The sequence below is a fragment of the Massilia sp. LXY-5 genome (assembly GCF_059801075.1).
The window spans coordinates 472,889-489,890 of sequence record NZ_JBNNEH010000005.1; the positions used below are offsets into that span (position 1 = coordinate 472,889).

Annotated in this window: 18 protein-coding genes; 7 read left to right on the plus strand and 11 right to left on the minus strand. The window is 67.5% G+C overall.

Going from position 1 to position 17,002, the window contains the following annotated elements:
* Nucleotide 1: 1 nt before the first annotated feature.
* Nucleotides 2–955, minus strand: coding sequence for an FAD binding domain-containing protein (locus tag ACI48I_RS17200; RefSeq protein ID WP_498574892.1), 954 nt, complete (start codon nucleotides 953–955; stop codon nucleotides 2–4).
* Nucleotides 952–1,599 carry an aldehyde dehydrogenase iron-sulfur subunit PaoA gene (paoA, locus tag ACI48I_RS17205; protein ID WP_498575041.1) on the minus strand — a complete coding sequence of 216 codons (648 nt, stop codon included), beginning with the start codon at nucleotides 1,597–1,599 and terminating at the stop codon, nucleotides 952–954. The genes ACI48I_RS17200 and paoA overlap by 4 nt, the downstream gene beginning before the upstream one ends.
* A gap of 276 nt (nucleotides 1,600–1,875) precedes the next feature.
* Between paoA and ACI48I_RS17210 the strand changes: the two genes are divergently transcribed.
* A complete protein-coding gene (locus tag ACI48I_RS17210) occupies nucleotides 1,876–3,279 on the plus strand; it encodes a nucleobase:cation symporter-2 family protein (RefSeq protein ID WP_193685948.1) in 1,404 nt (467 codons plus the stop codon).
* Here the strand turns inward: ACI48I_RS17210 and ACI48I_RS17215 are convergent.
* Both ACI48I_RS17215 and ACI48I_RS17220 read right to left on the minus strand, forming a co-directional pair.
* On the minus strand, nucleotides 3,276–4,235 hold the full coding sequence (locus tag ACI48I_RS17215) for a 2-hydroxyacid dehydrogenase (protein WP_498574893.1): 960 nt from the start codon (nucleotides 4,233–4,235) through the stop codon (nucleotides 3,276–3,278). The genes ACI48I_RS17210 and ACI48I_RS17215 overlap by 4 nt on opposite strands.
* Before the next feature lie 39 nt (nucleotides 4,236–4,274).
* Nucleotides 4,275–5,345, minus strand: a complete 1,071-nt coding sequence (locus ACI48I_RS17220) for an MBL fold metallo-hydrolase (protein ID WP_498574894.1) — start codon at nucleotides 5,343–5,345, stop codon at nucleotides 4,275–4,277.
* A 139-nt stretch (nucleotides 5,346–5,484) separates the two neighbouring features.
* On the opposite strand from ACI48I_RS17220, the gene ACI48I_RS17225 reads away from it, so the two are divergent.
* Nucleotides 5,485–6,378 carry a LysR family transcriptional regulator gene (locus tag ACI48I_RS17225; protein WP_498575042.1) on the plus strand — a complete coding sequence of 298 codons (894 nt, stop codon included), beginning with the start codon at nucleotides 5,485–5,487 and terminating at the stop codon, nucleotides 6,376–6,378.
* A 5-nt stretch (nucleotides 6,379–6,383) separates the two neighbouring features.
* Here ACI48I_RS17225 and ACI48I_RS17230 read toward each other — a convergent pair whose 3' ends face one another.
* From ACI48I_RS17230 to ACI48I_RS17240, 3 genes are all read right to left on the minus strand, one after another.
* Complete coding sequence (locus ACI48I_RS17230) at nucleotides 6,384–6,806, minus strand: (R)-mandelonitrile lyase (protein ID WP_193685951.1); 423 nt, start codon at nucleotides 6,804–6,806, stop codon at nucleotides 6,384–6,386.
* 11 nt (nucleotides 6,807–6,817) lie between these two features.
* The gene (locus ACI48I_RS17235) at nucleotides 6,818–7,288 is read right to left on the minus strand and encodes a (R)-mandelonitrile lyase (RefSeq protein WP_193685952.1); all 471 of its coding nucleotides are present in this window, start codon (nucleotides 7,286–7,288) and stop codon (nucleotides 6,818–6,820) included.
* Nucleotides 7,289–7,450: 162 nt separating this feature from the next.
* Entirely contained in the window at nucleotides 7,451–8,050 is a 600-nt protein-coding gene (locus ACI48I_RS17240; RefSeq protein ID WP_498574895.1) for a CHRD domain-containing protein, read from the minus strand.
* A gap of 272 nt (nucleotides 8,051–8,322) precedes the next feature.
* On the opposite strand from ACI48I_RS17240, the gene ACI48I_RS17245 reads away from it, so the two are divergent.
* Nucleotides 8,323–9,159: a universal stress protein gene (locus tag ACI48I_RS17245; protein WP_193685954.1), complete on the plus strand. Its 837-nt coding sequence runs from the start codon at nucleotides 8,323–8,325 to the stop codon at nucleotides 9,157–9,159.
* 44 nt (nucleotides 9,160–9,203) lie between these two features.
* On the opposite strand, the gene ACI48I_RS17250 is transcribed toward ACI48I_RS17245, so the two are convergent.
* From ACI48I_RS17250 to ACI48I_RS17265, 4 genes are read right to left on the minus strand one after another with little or no spacing between them, the layout of a single operon-like run.
* Nucleotides 9,204–10,142, minus strand: coding sequence for a 3-hydroxyacyl-CoA dehydrogenase NAD-binding domain-containing protein (locus ACI48I_RS17250; protein WP_498574896.1), 939 nt, complete (start codon nucleotides 10,140–10,142; stop codon nucleotides 9,204–9,206).
* An 8-nt stretch (nucleotides 10,143–10,150) separates the two neighbouring features.
* Nucleotides 10,151–10,897, minus strand: a complete 747-nt coding sequence (locus ACI48I_RS17255; protein ID WP_498574897.1) for an ABC transporter ATP-binding protein — start codon at nucleotides 10,895–10,897, stop codon at nucleotides 10,151–10,153.
* Entirely contained in the window at nucleotides 10,897–12,678 is a 1,782-nt protein-coding gene (locus tag ACI48I_RS17260) for a branched-chain amino acid ABC transporter ATP-binding protein/permease (protein ID WP_498575043.1), read from the minus strand. Before ACI48I_RS17260 ends, ACI48I_RS17255 begins: the two co-directional genes overlap by 1 nt.
* Nucleotides 12,678–13,733: a branched-chain amino acid ABC transporter permease gene (locus ACI48I_RS17265; RefSeq protein WP_498574898.1), complete on the minus strand. Its 1,056-nt coding sequence runs from the start codon at nucleotides 13,731–13,733 to the stop codon at nucleotides 12,678–12,680. Before ACI48I_RS17265 ends, ACI48I_RS17260 begins: the two co-directional genes overlap by 1 nt.
* Nucleotides 13,734–14,025: 292 nt before the next feature.
* Between ACI48I_RS17265 and ACI48I_RS17270 the strand changes: the two genes are divergently transcribed.
* From ACI48I_RS17270 to ACI48I_RS17285, 4 genes are all read left to right on the plus strand, one after another.
* Entirely contained in the window at nucleotides 14,026–15,192 is a 1,167-nt protein-coding gene (locus tag ACI48I_RS17270) for an ABC transporter substrate-binding protein (RefSeq protein ID WP_193685958.1), read from the plus strand.
* Between the two features lie 206 nt (nucleotides 15,193–15,398).
* Complete coding sequence (locus tag ACI48I_RS17275; RefSeq protein ID WP_193685959.1) at nucleotides 15,399–15,629, plus strand: hypothetical protein; 231 nt, start codon at nucleotides 15,399–15,401, stop codon at nucleotides 15,627–15,629.
* Between the two features lie 189 nt (nucleotides 15,630–15,818).
* Nucleotides 15,819–16,568: a DUF1345 domain-containing protein gene (locus tag ACI48I_RS17280; RefSeq protein ID WP_498574899.1), complete on the plus strand. Its 750-nt coding sequence runs from the start codon at nucleotides 15,819–15,821 to the stop codon at nucleotides 16,566–16,568.
* A 133-nt stretch (nucleotides 16,569–16,701) separates the two neighbouring features.
* A complete protein-coding gene (locus ACI48I_RS17285) occupies nucleotides 16,702–16,995 on the plus strand; it encodes a hypothetical protein (RefSeq protein WP_498574900.1) in 294 nt (97 codons plus the stop codon).
* Nucleotides 16,996–17,002 lie beyond the last annotated feature (7 nt).

The following is a 17,002-nucleotide window of genomic DNA, read 5'->3' on the forward strand; positions in this document are numbered from 1 at the left end:
CTCAGCCTTTCTTTGCGTCGACCAGCACCGATTCCAGCGTGCGCCGGACCAGCGGGACTTTGTATGCGTTTTCGCTCGTCGTTTTCGCGCCGGCGAGCAGGGTGTCGCTTGCCGCGCCGGCGCCGCGCGACAGGACCGCGTCCGCCGCCGGCAGGCGCCAGGGTCGATGCGCGACGCCGCCCAGCGCGACCCGGCCGCTGCCGTCCGGCTGCACCACGGCCGCCACCGACACCAGCGCAAAGGCGTACGAGGCCCGGTCGCGCACCTTGCGGTAAAAGTGTTTGCCGCCGAGCGGGCGCGGCAGTACGACCGAGGTGATCAGTTCGCCCGACACCAGGGTGTTTTCGATATGCGGGGTATTCCCCGGCAGGCGATAAAAATCGGCGATCGGGATCACGCGGGTGCTGCCGTTGGCGCGCACCGTCTCCACGCCGGCGTCGAGCAGCTGCATGGCCACCGCCATGTCGCTCGGATGGGTGGCGATGCAGGCGTCGCTCTGGCCGACGATCGCGTGGTTGCGCGTGTAGCCGCCGATGGCCGAGCAGCCGCTGCCGGGAACCCGCTTGTTGCACGGCAGGTTCGTATCGTAGAAATAGGGACAGCGGGTGCGCTGCAGCAGGTTGCCGGCCGTGGTCGCCTTGTTGCGCAGCTGGGCCGAAGCGCCGGCCAGCAGGGCGCGCGCCAGCACCGCATAATCGCGCCGTACGCGCGGGTCGCTGGCAAGGTCGGTATTGCGCACCAGGGCGCCGATGCGCAGCCCGCCGCCCTCGACTGCTTCGATGCGGTCGAGCTTCAGGCCGTTGACGTCGATCAGGTGCGGCGGCGCCTCGATCTCCAGCTTCATCAGGTCGAGCAGGTTGGTGCCGCCGGCGATGAAGCGCGATCCCGGGTGGCGCTCGGCCGCAGCGGCCGCCTCGGCCGGGGTGCGCGCGCGTTCGTAGGTAAATGCCTTCATGCCTTGACTCCTCCCACTTCAGTGATCGCCTCAAGGATGTTGGAGTAGGCCCCGCAACGGCACAGGTTGCCGCTCATGCGCTCGCGGATCTCGTCCACGCTCAGCAAGGGCTTCACGTTGAGGTCGGCGCTGACGTGGCTCGGGATGCCCTGGCAGATCTCGTCCAGCACGGACACGGCCGAGCAGATCTGCCCCGGCGTGCAATAGCCGCACTGGTAGCCGTCGTGCTTCACGAAAGCCGCCTGCATCGGGTGCAGTTTGTCCGGCGTGCCGAGGCCCTCGATCGTGGTGATCTCGTCGCCGTCGTGCATGATCGCGAGCGACAGGCAGGAATTGATGCGGCGGCCGTTGACGATGACCGTACAGGCGCCGCACTGGCCCTGGTCGCAGCCCTTCTTGGTGCCGGACAGTTTCAGGTGCTCGCGCAGGGCGTCGAGCAGGGTCGTGCGGGTGTCGACCGTCAGCTCGCGCCGCTGGCCGTTGACGCGCAGCGTGGTTTTCGCCGTGCTCGGCGGCGGATTCACCGGCTGGGGTGCCCCGGCCCCGGGCTGGGCCACGGCGGGAATCGCCGCGCTGGTGGCGGCGGCGGCGCCGGTGATCAGCAAGTCGCGCCGCGACAGTTTCAGGTCGCTCAAGTCGTCCATATCGTCAAACCTTCCGAACTGGGCCGCGTCCTGCGGCCCGCGTGAGTGGTAGGCCAGGCGCGCCGAACGGCGCCTGGCAGGTCGTCCCATCATAAAGAGATTCGCGATAGCGGGCGGCACGGTTGACCGGACCGGACAATGCCGCTTTCCGGTGCGCTGTGCCGGCTCGCCGTGCACCGCGGCGGGGCGTGCGCGCAGCCCTAGGGTGCGCAAAGGCCCTCGCCCGCCTGGCGGGCGCGGCAGGGTAAAATCACGGTTTTGCCCGAGGCCAAGACCATGACCAAACAAGCCCCGCCCGCCACGCCGCCCCTGGGCGGTTCGGAACTGATCCTCGGCCTGGAAGACCGGCCCCGTCCCCTGATCGGCATCCTGGCCGCCCTCCAGCACCTGCTGGCGATCATCGTGCCGATCGTGACGCCGGGCCTCTTGATCTGCCAGGCGCTGGGCGTGTCGGCGCGGGACACCAACCTGATCGTCTCGATGTCGCTGGTCATCTCGGGCATCGCCACCTTCGTGCAATGCCGCCGCTTCGGGCCCTTCGGCGCGGGCCTGCTGATCGTGCAGGGCACGAGCTTCAATTTCGTCGGACCCCTGATCGCCGGCGGCAGCCTGATGGTCAAGGCGGGTACGCCGGTCGAAGGCGTGATGGCGGCGATCTTCGGCGTCGTGGTCGCCGGCTCTTTCGTGGAGATGGGCGTCTCGCGCATCCTGCCTTTCGTGAAACGCATGATCACGCCGCTGGTGACCGGCATCGTGGTCCTGATGATCGGCCTCACCCTGATCAAGGTCGGGCTGATCAGCATGGGCGGCGGTTTCAGCGCGATGCAGAACGGCAGCTTCGCCAATGGCGAGAACCTGCTGCTCTCCGGCGTGGTGCTGGCCCTGATCGTGGCGATCAACCGCGTGCCCGTGGTCTGGGTGCGCAGCTGCGCGATCGTCATCGCCCTCGCCGCCGGCTATGCGCTGGCCGGCGCGATGGGCCGGCTCGATTTCACCGGCATGCACGAGGCGCCCCTGTTCCAGGTGCCGCGCCCCCTGCACTTCGGGCTCGATTTTTCCTGGTCGCTGTTCATTCCGATGATCGTGATCTATCTCGTTACCTCGCTCGAGGCGATCGGCGACGTCACGGCGACCAGCAAGATCTCGCGCGAGCCGGTCGAGGGGCCGCTCTGGATGCGGCGCATCAAGGGCGGTGTGCTGCTCAATGGCGCCAATTCCCTGCTGGCCGGCGTCTTCAATACCTTCCCGAGTTCGATCTTCGCCCAGAACAACGGCGTGATCCAGCTGACCGGCATCGCCAGCCGCCACATCGGCGTGTGGCTGGCGCTGATGCTGGTCGTGCTCGGCCTGTTCCCGGCCGTCGCCGGCGTCATCCAGGCAGTGCCGGAACCGGTGCTCGGTGGCGCGGCCATGGTCATGTTCGGCGCCGTCGCCGCGGCCGGCATCAACATCCTGGCCAGCATCCACCTCGACCGGCGCGCCTTGCTCGTGATTGCGGTGTCGCTGGCACTGGGCCTGGGCGTGTCGCAGGTGCCGGAATTCCTGGCCCACATGCCCCATGCACTGCGCAACGTGCTCGAGTCGGGCGTCGCCACCGGCGGCATCTGTGCCGTGCTGCTGAACTGGTTCCTGCCGGCCAGCCCCGAAGTGGACACGCAAGCGGGCGCAGTGCATCGCTAAGCCGCAGCGCCCGTCACCGGCGTCGGCAGCGGCCTGCCCGCGAAGTGCGCGAGCAGGTTGTCCAGCGCCAGCCGGCCCATCGCCGTGCGGGTCTCGACCGTAAAACTGCCGACGTGGGGCGTCAGCACGGCATTCTCGCATTCGCGCAGCGCGGCCGGCACGCGCGGCTCGTCGGCGAAAACGTCGAGCGCGGCGCCGCCGAGGCGCCCGTCCTGCAGGGCCGCGATCAGCGCCGCTTCGTCGACCAGCGAGCCGCGGGCGATGTTGACCAGGGTGCCGTCCGGGCCGAGGGCCTCGAGCACGGCGCCGTCGATCATCGCGCGCGTGGCCGCACCGCCGGGTGCGCACACGACCAGGTAGTCGCTTCCGGCGGCCAGCGCCAGCAGCGACTCGCTGCGCGGATAGGGCGCATCGGCCGTGCTGCGCTGGTAGTAGCGGATCGCCATGCCGAAGCTTGACAGGCGCGTGGCGACCGCGCGGCCGATCCGTCCGAGGCCGACGATGCCGGCCACCTTGCCGCGCAGGCTGCGGCTCGCGCGCAGGGGGACCTTCGCCTCCCATTCCCCCGCCCGCACATAGCGGTCGAGCTGGGGCAGGCGGCGGCTGGCGGCCAGCAGCAGCGCCACCGCCAGGTCGGCGACGTCCTCGGTCAGGACGTCGGGCGTGTTGGTGACGACGATGCCGCGCGGCGCCAGCGCAGCGAAATCGACCGCATCGACGCCGACGCCGTGCACGGCGACGATCTCCAGCGCCGGCAAGCGCACCGCCAGCGCGCCATCGATGCCGGCGACGCCGGTGGTGTAAACGCCGCGCACCTTCTGCCCGATGCGCTCGATGAAGGCAGCCCGATTGGCCGGCGCCACCTGCGCCATGCGGTGGCAGACGAAAGCGCGCTCCAGCGCTTCATCGACTTCGGCTACCCAGCCGGAACCCAGCAACAGTATTTCTGGACGCACCCTGGTCTCCCCTCGTTTCAGATGCAAAGAGTATAGGGCCTAGTCGACATCCTGCCACCAGGCCGGGCCGGCGTGCGGCTGCAGGATGGCGAGCGGCTCGCCGATCAGCGGCGTCGCCAGCGGCAGGCCGCGCGCGCCTGCCAGCGCCGCGATCCGCTCCATCGGTTCCTGCCAGCGGTGCAGGGCCAGGTCGAAGCTGCCGTTATGGATCGGCACCAGCCAGGCGCCCTTCAGGTCGAGCGCGGCCTGCAGGGTTTCCTCGGGCTGCATGTGGACGTCGGGCCACTGCTTGTCGTAGGCGCCGGTTTCGACCAGGGCAAGATCGAAGGGGCCGTAGCGCTCGCCGATCGCCCTGAAGCCGTCGAAATAGCCGCTGTCGCCGCTGAAGAAGACCCGCAGCTTGTCGGTCGTGATGACCCAGGACGCCCATAGCGTCGCATTCCGGTCATTCAGGCCGCGCCCGGAAAAATGGCGTGCCGGCGTGGCCACGAAACGCACGCCGTCTATCGTGGCCCCCTGCCACCAGTCGAACTCGCGCACCCTGGCCGCATTGACGCCCCAGCCGACCAGGCGCTCGCCCACGCCGAGCGGCGCCAGGAAATGCGCGGTCTTGCCGGCCAGGGCCAGGATGCTGGCGTGGTCGAGGTGGTCGTAATGGTCGTGCGACAGGATCACGGCCTTGATCGGCGGCAGGTCCTCGATGGCGATCGGCAGTGCCGAGAAGCGCCGCGGACCGGCCCACTGCACCGGAGAAGCGCGCTCGGAGAACACGGGATCGGTGAGGTAGAACTCGCCCGCAAGTTTCAGCAGCACGGTCGAATGGCCGAGACGCACCAGCGTATTGTCGGGCGCATCCAGCAAGGCCTGCCGGGTCAGGCTGCGCACCGGGACCGGGTGCGTGGGGCTGGTCCCTTCCGGCTTGGCGAGCATCGCCGTCCACCACATGCGCGCCTGCTCGCCGAGGCTGTATTCGCGCATCGGGGTCGGATTGGCAAAGGCCTCGCCCTTGTATTGCGGAGAGACATGTGCCGTGCGCACCGCCGGCTTGAGCGCGCAGGCGCCGACCAGGGCGATCGCCATGAGGACGAGGGTGATGGTGAGAAGACGCATTGGCAGCCGGTTCGATGTTGGTAGCGCCATCTTAACCGGCGTCGTGCGTGTTAATCCGGCCGGGGTTTGCATGCCCTTATGAACGCAGCTCATGAATCGGCTGCTAGAATGAGGACGAATTTTCATGAAGGGAGAGTCCATGGCGCGCGACAATATCAACGACATGCTGGTCTTCTTCGCCGTCGCCCGCGAGCGCAGCTTCACCCGCGCCGCCGCCAAGCTCGGCATGACGCAATCGGCCCTCAGCCACATCGTCCGTTCGCTGGAGGCGCGCCTCGGCGTGCGCCTCTTGAGCCGCACCACGCGCAGCGTCTCGCCCACCGAAGCGGGCGAGCGCCTGCTGCAGAACGTGGCGCCGCGCCTCGAAGAAATCGAGGCCGAGATCGCGGCCGTCAGCGACCTGGGCGGCAAGCCGGCCGGCACGGTACGCATCACCGCCATCGACCATGTGATCGACCAGGTGCTGTGGCCGCGCATCGCGCCCCTGCTGCCGCAGTACCCCGACCTGCACGTCGAGTTCAGCGCCGATTACCGCATCGTCGACATCGCGGCCGAACGCTACGACATCGGCGTGCGCCACGGCGACCAGGTCGACAAGGACATGATCGCCGTGCGCCTGACGCCCGACGTACAAATGCGCATCGTCGGTGCGCCCGCGTATTTCGCGCACCGTCCGGTGCCGGCTTCGCTGGCCGAGCTCATGAAGCACAACTGCATCAACCTGCGCCTGGCCAGCAGCGGCGGCATCTATGCCTGGGAACTGCAGCACGCGGGCCAGGACATCGAGGCCCGCGTGCGTGGGCAGGTCGTCTTCTCGAACGCCGGCCACATCCTGCAGGGCGCGCTGGCCGGCGCCGGCCTCGGCTTCCTGCCCGACGAACTGGTCGGCGAGCACCTGCGCGCCGGGCGCCTGCTCAGCGTGATGGAGGACTGGTGCCCGCTGTGGCCGGGCCTGCATGCCTATTACCCGAGCCGGCGCAATTCCTCGCGCGCCCTGGCCCTGGTGATCGACGCGATCCGCCACAAGGGCTGAACCGCTTAGTGCTCGTGGGGCTGGTCCGCCAGCGCGCTCAGGTAATCCGCGTCGCCGACCTTCTCCATCCAGACCACGTTCACGCCGTCCAGCGCTTCCTGGACCGCGATGTGGGTCATGGCCGTGGTCGCGGTGGCGCCATGCCAGTGCTTGTGGCCGGGCGGGCACCAGATCACGTCGCCGGCGCGGATCTCGACTTTCGCTTCTCCCTCGCACTGGGTCCAGCCGCAGCCGGCGGTGACGATGAGAGTCTGGCCCAGCGGATGCGTATGCCAGGCCGAGCGCGCGCCCGGTTCGAAGGTGACGCTGGCGCACGAGACCCGGCTGGGTAGCGGCGCCGCGTTGAGCGGGTCGATGCGGACGGTGCCGGTGAACCAGGCCTCGGGGCCCTTGACCGATGGCTGCGAGCCTGCGCGTTTGAGTTCCATGTCTTCTCCTCTTATTCGCCGTACTGCTCGTCGCTGACTTTTTCCATCCATTCGACATTCTTGCCGGCGGCCGTCTCCTGGATCGCGAGATGGGTCATCGCGGTCCCTGGTACCGCGCCATGCCAGTGCTTGACGCCGGGCGGGATCCGGATCACGTCGCCGGGACGGATTTCCTCGATCTTCCCGCCCCAGCGCTGCACGCGGCCGACGCCGGCGGTGACAACCAGGGCCTGGCCCAGCGGATGGCTGTGCCAGGCCGAACGCGCGCCGGGTTCGAAAGTGACGTAGGCGGCACCGGCGCGGGCCGGTTCGGTCGGCGTGAACAGCGGGTCGACGCGCACGCTGCCGGTGAAATTGGCCGCTGGCCCCTGCACCGGGGCTTGCGTCCCGGCGCGGGAAATGCCGATGTCGCCGGCAGGCGCCTGGGCGTGTGCCGCGCAGGCGGCCAGCAAGGCGATAGTGGTCAGGACGGCAGGCTTCATCGGCTTCCTTTCGAAAACCCACTGTAACCCGCCCTCCGATCCATGATAAGACCGGATAAACGACATAGGCCCATGAATGCGCCTCATGAATGCGCGCGCAGCGCGAATGCAGACAGGCCCGCCGGATTTCCCGGCGGGCCTGTCTGCATGGGCAAACCAGGCTTAGCTTGCCGCGGCCGTCACGCGCCGGCGGCGCAGCCCGGCCAGGCCGGCCGCGCCCAGGCCGAACAGCGCCAGGCTGCCCGGTTCCGGCACCTCCGTCAGGAAGCCGCGGATTTCGCCGCGCGGGAAGGCGCTCGTGTGGATGTTCAGGTAGGCGCGGCCAGAGGCAAGTCCCGCCAGGAAGGCCGCCTGGGCGCCGGCCACGTTGCCGCCGTTGTTGTTGACGAAGGCAGGATTCCAGGTCGACAGGTTGGAAAAGTCGAAGGTTTCGGTATAGGTACCCGCGGTGACACCCAGCGGAAATGCCGGGAAGGTCGGCAGCGAGGTCGCCACCCCTGCCGTACCGGCGAACGGCAGCGCCGTGCAGCAATGGATGTGCGAGGCGGTCGTCCCCGCGCTCAGGCCGGAAAAGCTGGCGTTCACGGTCATGGTGCCGAGCACGTCGTCGATGGTGACGCGTGCCTGGCCGGTGCCGGCCGAATTGTTTTGCGGATCTTCATTCGTGCCGTTCAAGGTTGCCTGGTAGGTGATGATGTCCGCATGCGCCGCGCTGCACAGCAGGAGCAGCGCGGTGGACAAACCGAGAGCAAGACGTTTCATGACGAATCCTCCGAAATGGGTGTCCTACCCGCCCAGCATAAAATGTGCCCGTGCCGTGGCGCGGGGCGTCGCGGATGTTCCAGGGGCGTCGCCGACTTGTAGTGTAAATACTGCCGACACCGGAAGTATGTCGGCCTGTCATCTAACCGTTCCGCGTGGAATCGGCTGGCGGGCCGGCCAGGGTTTTCGCACGTGCGCCTGACAAGCGGCAGCGCACGGCGTAAACTCGTCCAGGCGGCCACTTGCGCCGAACCGGGACGAAAGGAGACAGCATGTACAAGACAATCGTGGTGCACGTCGACGACAGCGCGGGGATGGAGGCACGGCTGCGGGCGGCGGCAAACCTGGCGAACCTGCACGGCGCCCACCTGGTCGGCAGCGCGGCGACCGGCACCTCATGGTCCTCGTATGCCTTGCTGGTCGGTTCGATGGCGGTGACGCCGATCGAGGAATTCGATGCCATGTGCGTCGAAGCGCGTACCAGCCTGCGCCACTTCGCCGAAGCGGCGCGCCGGCTGGGCGTGGAATCGGTGGAAGAACGCCTGACCGAGGACGAGCACCGCCGCGCCCTGCTGCTGCAGTCGCGCTACGCCGACCTGGTCGTGACCAGCCAGGACACGGGCGCCAGGACGGGTGCCTACGAACGTGTGCGCGGCCTGCCGCAATACGTGGCCATGCACGGCGCACGGCCGGTGCTGGTCGTGCCGCAGGCCTACGGCGGCAAACCGATGGGCGAGCATGTGGTCGTCGGCTGGGACGGCAGCCTGCCGGCCGTCCGCGCCATCCAGGCTGCCCTGCCCCTGCTGGTGCGCGCGGCATCGGTGCGGCTCGCGCTGGTGAACGTCGACGACGAGTCCGGCCTGCATGGCGAAGAGCCCGGCGCCGACATGGCCCTCTATCTCGCGCGCCATGGCGTGCCGGTCGAGGTCGTGCTCGAGAAGACGAATGCCGCGCCCGGCCAGGCGCTGGCCGACATCGCGCAGGCGGGCCACGCCGGCCTGATCGTGGCCGGCGCCTTCGGGCACAGCCGCTACCGCGAACTGGTGCTGGGCGGCGTCACGCGCTACCTGGTCGAGCGCAGCCCGCTGCCGGTGCTGCTTGCGCATTGAGAGCCCGGTGAAACCGTCATCGAGGCCATTGGCCTCGATGACCCCTACGGCAGCTTGTCCGTCCCCGCCTTGGCCTCGAGCAGCCTGGCCAGCAAGGCGTCGCGCGTCGGCGCCAGCTGGGCGCCGTCGCGCCCGGCCAGGGCCGCCTCGACGCCGGCGGCCAGCTGCAGCTTCAACTCCTCGGTGATGCGCGGCGTGCCGAGGTCGTCCCACCAGCTTTCGATCGGTGCGCCCAGGTGGTCGAGCATGTGGCGGATCCCGCCCTCGCCGCCCGACAGGTGCAGGTTCATGAAGGGCCCCATCAACGCCCAGCGCAGGCCGGGACCGTAGGCAATCGCGGTATCGACGTCGGCCACGGTCGCCACGCCCTGTTCGACCAGGTGAAAGGCTTCGCGCCAGAGCGCGGCCTGCAGGCGGTTGGCGATATGGCCCGGCACTTCCTTGCGCACGTGGATCGGGCGCTTGCCGATCGCCGCGTAGAAGGCCATGGTGCGTTCGACCGTCTCGGCCGATGTCAGCGCGCCGCCGATCACCTCGACCAGCGGAATCATGTGCGGCGGATTGAAGGGGTGGCCGAGCACGACGCGCTCGGGGTGAAAGCAGGCCTCCTGCACCTTGCTCATCAGGAGGCCCGAGGAGCTCGATGCCAGGATGACCCGCGCCGGCAGTAGCCCATCCATGTCGCGGAACAGGGCCAGTTTCAGGTCCTCGCGCTCGGGACCGCTCTCCTGCACGAAGTCCACGCCCTGCAGCGCCTGCTCCAGATCGGCGGAGAAGCGCAGCCGGTCCGCAGAAGCGCCCTGGGCCAGCCCCATCTGCTCGAGGATCGGCCAGTGCGCGCGCACCGCCGCGCGCAGTTTGTCTTCCGCACCCGGCATCGGGTCGCTGGCCGAGACGTCGAAACCGCGCGCCAGGAAATAGGCCGCCCAACTGGCGCCGATCACGCCGGTGCCGATCACGCCGATACAGCGGATATCGTTCATATGCTTCCTCAAGCCGATTTCTTGTTCAGCCCCAGATAGGTGTCGATCACCTTCGGGTCGTTCGCCAGTTGCGCGGCCGGCCCTTCCATCACGACCTCGCCGGTCTCCAGCACATAGCCGTAGTCGGCCGCCTGCAGCGCCGCGCGCGCGTTCTGTTCGACCAGCAGGATACCGACGCCGGTTTCCTTCAGGCGCACGATGACGCGGAAGATCTCCTTGACGATCAGGGGCGCGAGACCCAGGCTCGGCTCGTCCAGCATCAGCAGCGTGGGCCTGGCCATCAGCGCACGGCCGAGGGCCACCATCTGGCGCTCGCCGCCGGACATCGTGCCCGCGGCCTGCATGCGCCGCTCGCGCAGGCGCGGGAACAGTTCATAGACCGATTCCAGCGTCGCCGCGTAGTCCTTCTCGCGCCGCCTGTAGCGGGTGTAAGCGCCCAGCAGCAGGTTGTCCTCCACGCTCATGGTGGTGAACAGGTCGCGGCTTTCCGGCACCAGGCTCATGCCCTGCGCGACGCGCTGTTCCACCGGATAGCTGCCCACGTCCGCGCCGCGCAGCAGCACCGCTCCGCGGGTCGAGGCATTCGCCACCTGCGCGCCGGCGATGGCATTCAACATGGTCGATTTACCTGCGCCGTTCGGGCCGATGACGGTCACGATCTGGCCGGCCCCGACCCGGATGTTCAGGCCGTGCAGCGCTTCGACCTTGCCGTAGGCGACGTGCAGGTCATTGACTTCCAGAATAGGAGCGCTCATCAGTCGATCCCTCCCAGATAAGCTTCCAGCACGGCCGGATCCTGCTGCACCTCGGTGGGCAGTCCCTGGGCGATTTTGGTACCGAATTCCATGACGACCAGGCGGTCGGTCAGGTTCATGACGAAGTCCATGTCGTGCTCCACCAGCAAGATGCTCATGCCCTCGCCTTTCAGTTTTTTCAGCAGGCTTGCCAACGCCTCCTTCTCCTTGTAGCGCAGGCCGGCCGCCGGCTCGTCGAGCAGCAGCAGGGCCGGGTCGCAACAGAGCGCCCGCGCGATCTCGAGGATGCGCTGCTGGCCCAGGGCCAGGTTGCCCGCCTGCTCGTACAGCATGGCGCCGAGGCCGACGCGTTCCAGCTGGCGCCGCGCTTCGAACAGCAGTGCCGTCTCCTCGCCCCGGTCCAGGGCCAGCGCGCTCGAGAGCACGCCATGCCGCGCGCGCAGGTGGGCGCCGATCGCCACGTTCTCGAGCACCGTCATTTCCGGCAGCAGGTGCACGTGCTGGAAGGTGCGCCCGATCCCGAGTTTCACGATCTCGCGCGAGGGCAGCGAATCGATGCGGCGCAGGGTGTCGCCCACGCGCAGCGAGATCGCGCCGGACGTCACCGGCAGCACGCCGGTCACGAGGTTGAACATGGTCGACTTGCCGGCGCCGTTCGGGCCGATCAGGCCGACGATCTCGCCGCTGTCGACTGCGAAGGCCATGTCGTTGACGGCCACCAGCCCGCCGAACTGTTTACGGGCCTTGTCGATCACCAGCAGCGGCTCGCCGGCTTGCGGCCTGGCCCGCAGCGGCAAGGCGGCGGCGGAATCCGGCGCCACCGCTTCCGGGCGGTGCGGCAGCCAGCGCGCGATGAAGGGCCAGATGCCGTTTCTCGCGTGCTGGAGCAGGATCACCATCAGGATGCCGAAGACGATGATCTCGAAATTGCCCGTCGAGCCGAGCAGGCCCGGGAGGATGCTTTGCAGCTGGTCCTTCAGCACCGTCAGCACGGCCGCGCCGAGGATGGCGCCCCACAGGTAGCCGGCGCCGCCGATCACGGCCATGAACAGGTATTCGATGCCCGAATTCAGGCCGAAGGGCGACGGATTCACCGCGCGCTGCAGGTGGGCGTAGAGCCAGCCCGAGACGCAGGCCAGCAGGGCCGCGATGACGAAGATGCGGATCTTCATCGCCGCCGTGTTGACGCCCATCGCTTCGGCCATCAGGCCGCCGCCCTTCAGGGCCCGGATCGCGCGGCCCGAGCGCGAATTGAGCAGGTTGCGCAGCAAGGCGACGGCGCCCAGCAGGATTGCCCAGATCAGGAAGAACATGCTGTTGCCGGAGCCGAGATCGAGGCCCAGCAGCTTCAGCGAGGGGATGCCGCCGATGCCGTCGTACTTGCCGAGGAATTCCAGGTTGCCGAACAGGAAGTACAGCGACAGGCCCCAGGCGATCGTGCCCAGCGGAAGATAGTGTCCGGACAGGCGCAGCATGATGGCGCCGATGAAGAGCGCGCTGGCCGCGGTGACGACCAGGCCGACGGCCAGGCCGATCCAGGGCGAGAGGCCGTGCGCGGTCGACAGGTAGGCCGTGGCATAGGCGCCGAGGCCGACGAAGGCGGCCTGGCCGAAGGAAGTCAGGCCGCCGACGCCGGTCAGCAGCACCAGGCCGAGGGCCACGATGGCGTACAGGCCGATATAGTTGGCCAGGGTGATCCAGTAGGCCGGCAGCGGCAGCAGCCCGAAGACCAGGGCCGCGAGGGCGAGCAAAGTCAGGGGATGGCGGGTGATGGCGTTCATCATGCTTCGCCCTCCTCGACTTGCGGATGGACGATCGAGCGCCACAGCAGCACCGGGATGATCAGGGTGAACACGATGACTTCCTTGTAGGCGCTGGCATAGAACGAGGAATAGGCCTCCAGCAGGCCGACCATCAGGGCGCCGCCGGCCGCCAGCGGATAGCTGGCCAGGCCGCCGATGATGGCGCCCACGAAGCCTTTCAGGCCCATCAGGAAGCCGCTGTCGTAATAGATCGTGGTGATTGGTGCGATCAGCACGCCGCACAGGGTGCCGATGCTCGACGCCAGCAGGAAGGCGAGGCGTCCCGCCTGCGTGGTGCCGATGCCGACCAGGCGCGCACCGCGGCGGTTGACGGCGGTCGCGCGCAGGGCCTTGCCCGAGAGCGTGCGGTCGAAGTACAGGTACAGCGCGCCGATCAGCAGCAGCGCGGTGACGATCACGACGATGCTCTGGCCGGAGATGGTGAGCGAACCGACGCTGAAGGACGCGGCGCTGAAGGCGGCGGTGCGCGAACCCTCGGCACCGAAGATGACCAGCCCGATGCCGAGCAGGACCAGGTGTACGGCCACCGCCACGATCAGCAGCACCAGCACCGGGCTTTCCGCCAGCGGCTGGAAAGCCAGGCGGTAGATCATCGGCCCCATCGGCGCGACGATGGCGAAGGTGAGCAGCAGTTGCGCAAGCATAGGCCAGGACGCGCCTTCGGCCGAGCGCGCCGCGAAGAACACGGCCAGCGGATAGAGCACGAATCTGGCGAAGGCCAGGCCGAGGGCGCGCGGGCGGTCGACCTGCCCCGCGGCGCTGCGCAGCAAGCCCCAGGCTTCCTGCAGGAAGGCGGCCAGGGCCAGCACCAGCATCAGCGCGGCGCTGTGCGGCACCTTGCCGGCCTGGAGCGCCGCCATGGTGAGGGCGCCGAAAGCGAGGAACTCGCCGATGGGAATGAAGATCACGCGCGTGATCGAGAACACCAGTACCAGTGCCAGCGCCAGCAGCACATACACTGCCCCGCTGGCGATGCCGTCCTGGGTGAGGATGGCGAAAATCGTTAAATCCATACCGCTGCCCGGGGCATGCCGATGTGCGTCGGCGGCGTGAAGCGTCTCCTCATCATGCCGCCCATCGACACCGCCCGTATGGCCCTCCTTGTCGAATGTCGTTATTTGGCCAGGTGTGGATGTGCTCTTGCGGCCCGTTTTCGGATGCCGCGGCGAGCATTTTTCCATCCACCATGGTTAAATGATATGCGAAAACTGTTGAGGAACCGACATTTTTTCCTGCGGCTCGGCCTATACTATCGTCCAGGGCCGCCCCGCCGCGGCGACTTTTCAAAATAATCAGGAGACAGGCATGACCCGCATTCCCCGCCTCACCACCATCGCCTCCGGCGTGCTCGCCCTCGCCGCCCTGGGCGCCTCGTTCAGCGCCCACGCCCAGATCAAGGTCGGCGTCTCGATCTCGACCACCGGCCCGGCCGCGTCGCTCGGCATCCCGGAAAAGAACACGATCGGCCTGCTGCCGGCCGAGATCGCCGGCCAGAAGGTGCAATACATCGTGCTGGACGACGCCTCGGACGCGACCCAGGCGGTGAAGAACGCGCGCAAGCTGGTCTCGGAAGACAAGGTCGACCTCCTGATCGGCTCCTCGATCACCCCGACCTCGCTGGCCATGCTGGAAGTGGCGGCCGAAACCGAGACCCCGATGATCTCGATCGCCGGCGCCGCCCGCATCGTCGAACCGATGGACGCCAAGCGGCGCTGGGTCTTCAAGACCACCCAGCACGACGGCCAGATGGCCAATGCGATCGCCACGCACATGTCGAACAACGGCGTCAAAACCATGGGCTTCATCGGCTTCTCCGACGCCTACGGCGAAGGCTGGTACGGCGAGGCGACGAAATACGCGCCGGCCCGCAAGATCAACGTCGTCGCCAACGAGCGCTTCGCCCGCACCGACACCTCGGTCACCGGCCAGGTCCTCAAGCTGATGGCGGCCAATCCGGACGCGATCCTGATTGCCGGCTCCGGTACCCCGGCCGCGCTGCCGCAGAAGGCGCTGCGCGAGCGCGGCTACAAGGGCAAGATCTACCAGACCCACGGCGTGGCCAACAGCGACTTCCTGCGCGTCTGCGGCGCCGATTGCGAAGGCACCTTCGTGCCGGTCGGCCCGGTGCTGGTGGCGAACCAGCTGCCGGATTCGAACCCGGTCAAGAAGAGCGCCCTCGCCTATTCCACCAAGTACGCGGCCGCGTTCGGCAAGGACAGCGTCTCGACCTTCGGCGGCCACGCCTGGGACGCCTCGCTGCTGCTGGCGGAAGCGGCCAGGACCGCGCTGCCGAAGGGCAAACCGGGCACCAAGGAATTCCGCGCGGCCCTGCGCGATTCGCTCGAAGGCATCAAGAACCTGCCTGCCTCGCACGGCATCTTCAACATGAGCCCGACCAACCACCAGGGCCTGGACCAGCGCTCGCAGGTGATGGTCAAGATCGAAAAGGGTGCGTGGAAGTATGTGCCTTAATTCTTGCGTGGCCCGGGCGTAAGCTGGCCGCAGCCCGGGCGCTGCCCGGAACAGGAAACGCGGCATTCAGGTGCCGCGCCTTTGCAGCAGAATCTGTCGCCGAAGGAAATTTTTGCAAATCGCGTCAACAAGAGCGTGCCTGTCCGCGTTTCTGGAGCAGGTAACACGACGTGACACTCGAACCCGAAACCCAAGGACCCTTCATCATGAAAAAAGCCATCGCAACCCTGATCGTCAGTCTGTTCGCCACCGCAGCCTTTGCCCAGACTCCCGCCGCGGACACGCAAGAAACCCAGGGCACCGCCACGGTCGCCAAGACCCACGTCAAGGTCGCCAAGAAACGCGTCAAGCACACGATGCACAAGGCGCGCCATCCGCTGGCAAAGAGCGTAGTGGCCAAAAAAACGAAGCACGCGGCCGCCACTACCCAGCCTTGAATCACCGGCGCTCGCCTGCCATCAAGCCGGCATGACTGAACTACCCGCACGCGGCGCCTGAGGCCGCGTGACCGGTTCAGTCATGCCGGCTTTCTTGTTCCGCAATCAGGGCGATCACACGCTGCACGCATCCCCTGCCGGCACCTGCAGAGCTCCACGCGCAGCACGACAGTCACCTGGCCGAGGAGGATGAGCGCTGCCTCGGCGCGGCCGGCGGCCGGCAAATGCTTCTACCGCGCGCATACCATTTCCCTGATCGTCCTGCCCATGTCCACCGCCTACTTTCGCAATCGTCACCGGCTTTTTCATTCCCATCCACGCCTGACGGGCGCCTTCGCGACAGGCGTCATCGCGGGGGCGCTGCTTCCTCATGCGTGGGGACTGTCATTCAGGTGCCTGCTCGGCTGGAATATCGCCGTCTGGCTGTATCTGGGCATGACCAGCTGGGTGGTGCTGCGCGGCGACCCGCGCCGGATTACCAAACTGGCGGAACAGGAGGAAGGCAATGCGGTCTTCGCGCTGTCGGTCACGTCGATCGGGGCAATGATCAGCCTTGCTGCGATCGTCATCGAGCTGGCCTCGGCGAAAAACATGAACGGACAACAACGAATGACCCACTACTGGCTGACCGGCGCGACGGTGCTCGGCTCGTGGCTGCTCGTTTCGGTGGTCTACAGCTTTCACTATGCGCATCTCTACTATCGTTCGCATACGGGCACCAGGCCGCTTCGATTTCCTGACGAAACATTGGAAGCCGGCTATTGGGACTTTTTGTATTTCTCGTTCACGATAGCCGTGGCGGCGCAGACCTCCGATGTCAGCATCCATTCGACGCTTGCCCGCAAGGCGGTGCTCGCGCAATCGGTGTTGGCCTTCTTCTTCAATGCCGCGATCATCGGAATGTCGATCAATATTGCCGCCGGCCTGGTGGGCAGCTAGCGCCGGCCAGCGCCTTGCAATGTCGTCCGCCGATTCAGCCCGCAAGCGACTTTCTTCAATACCCTATTGCGTTCGGTCCTTGACGACCCATCTAGGGCACACGGGACGGTCCCGCGCGACGGAGGAGAACGCATTGAAACGCATCTTTGCACTGTGGCGCGTGGTCGCCAGCCAGGACCTGCGCCTGCTATGGTTCGCGATCCGGCATGAGAAACGTCCCGCATGGCTGCTGCCCGGACTGGCTGGCCTGGCGCTGTTCGCTGTCGAGCCGCTGAATTTCGCCTTGCCCGTGATCGGCGTCGTCGACGAATTCGTGCTGGTGCCGCTCATCCTGCATGGCATGGTGAAGATGTTGCCCGCGCACGTCCTGGAAGGTTTTGCGCGCAGTTACGCCGGACGCCTGCGCCGCCGTCGCTTCACATCCTGACGCGCCT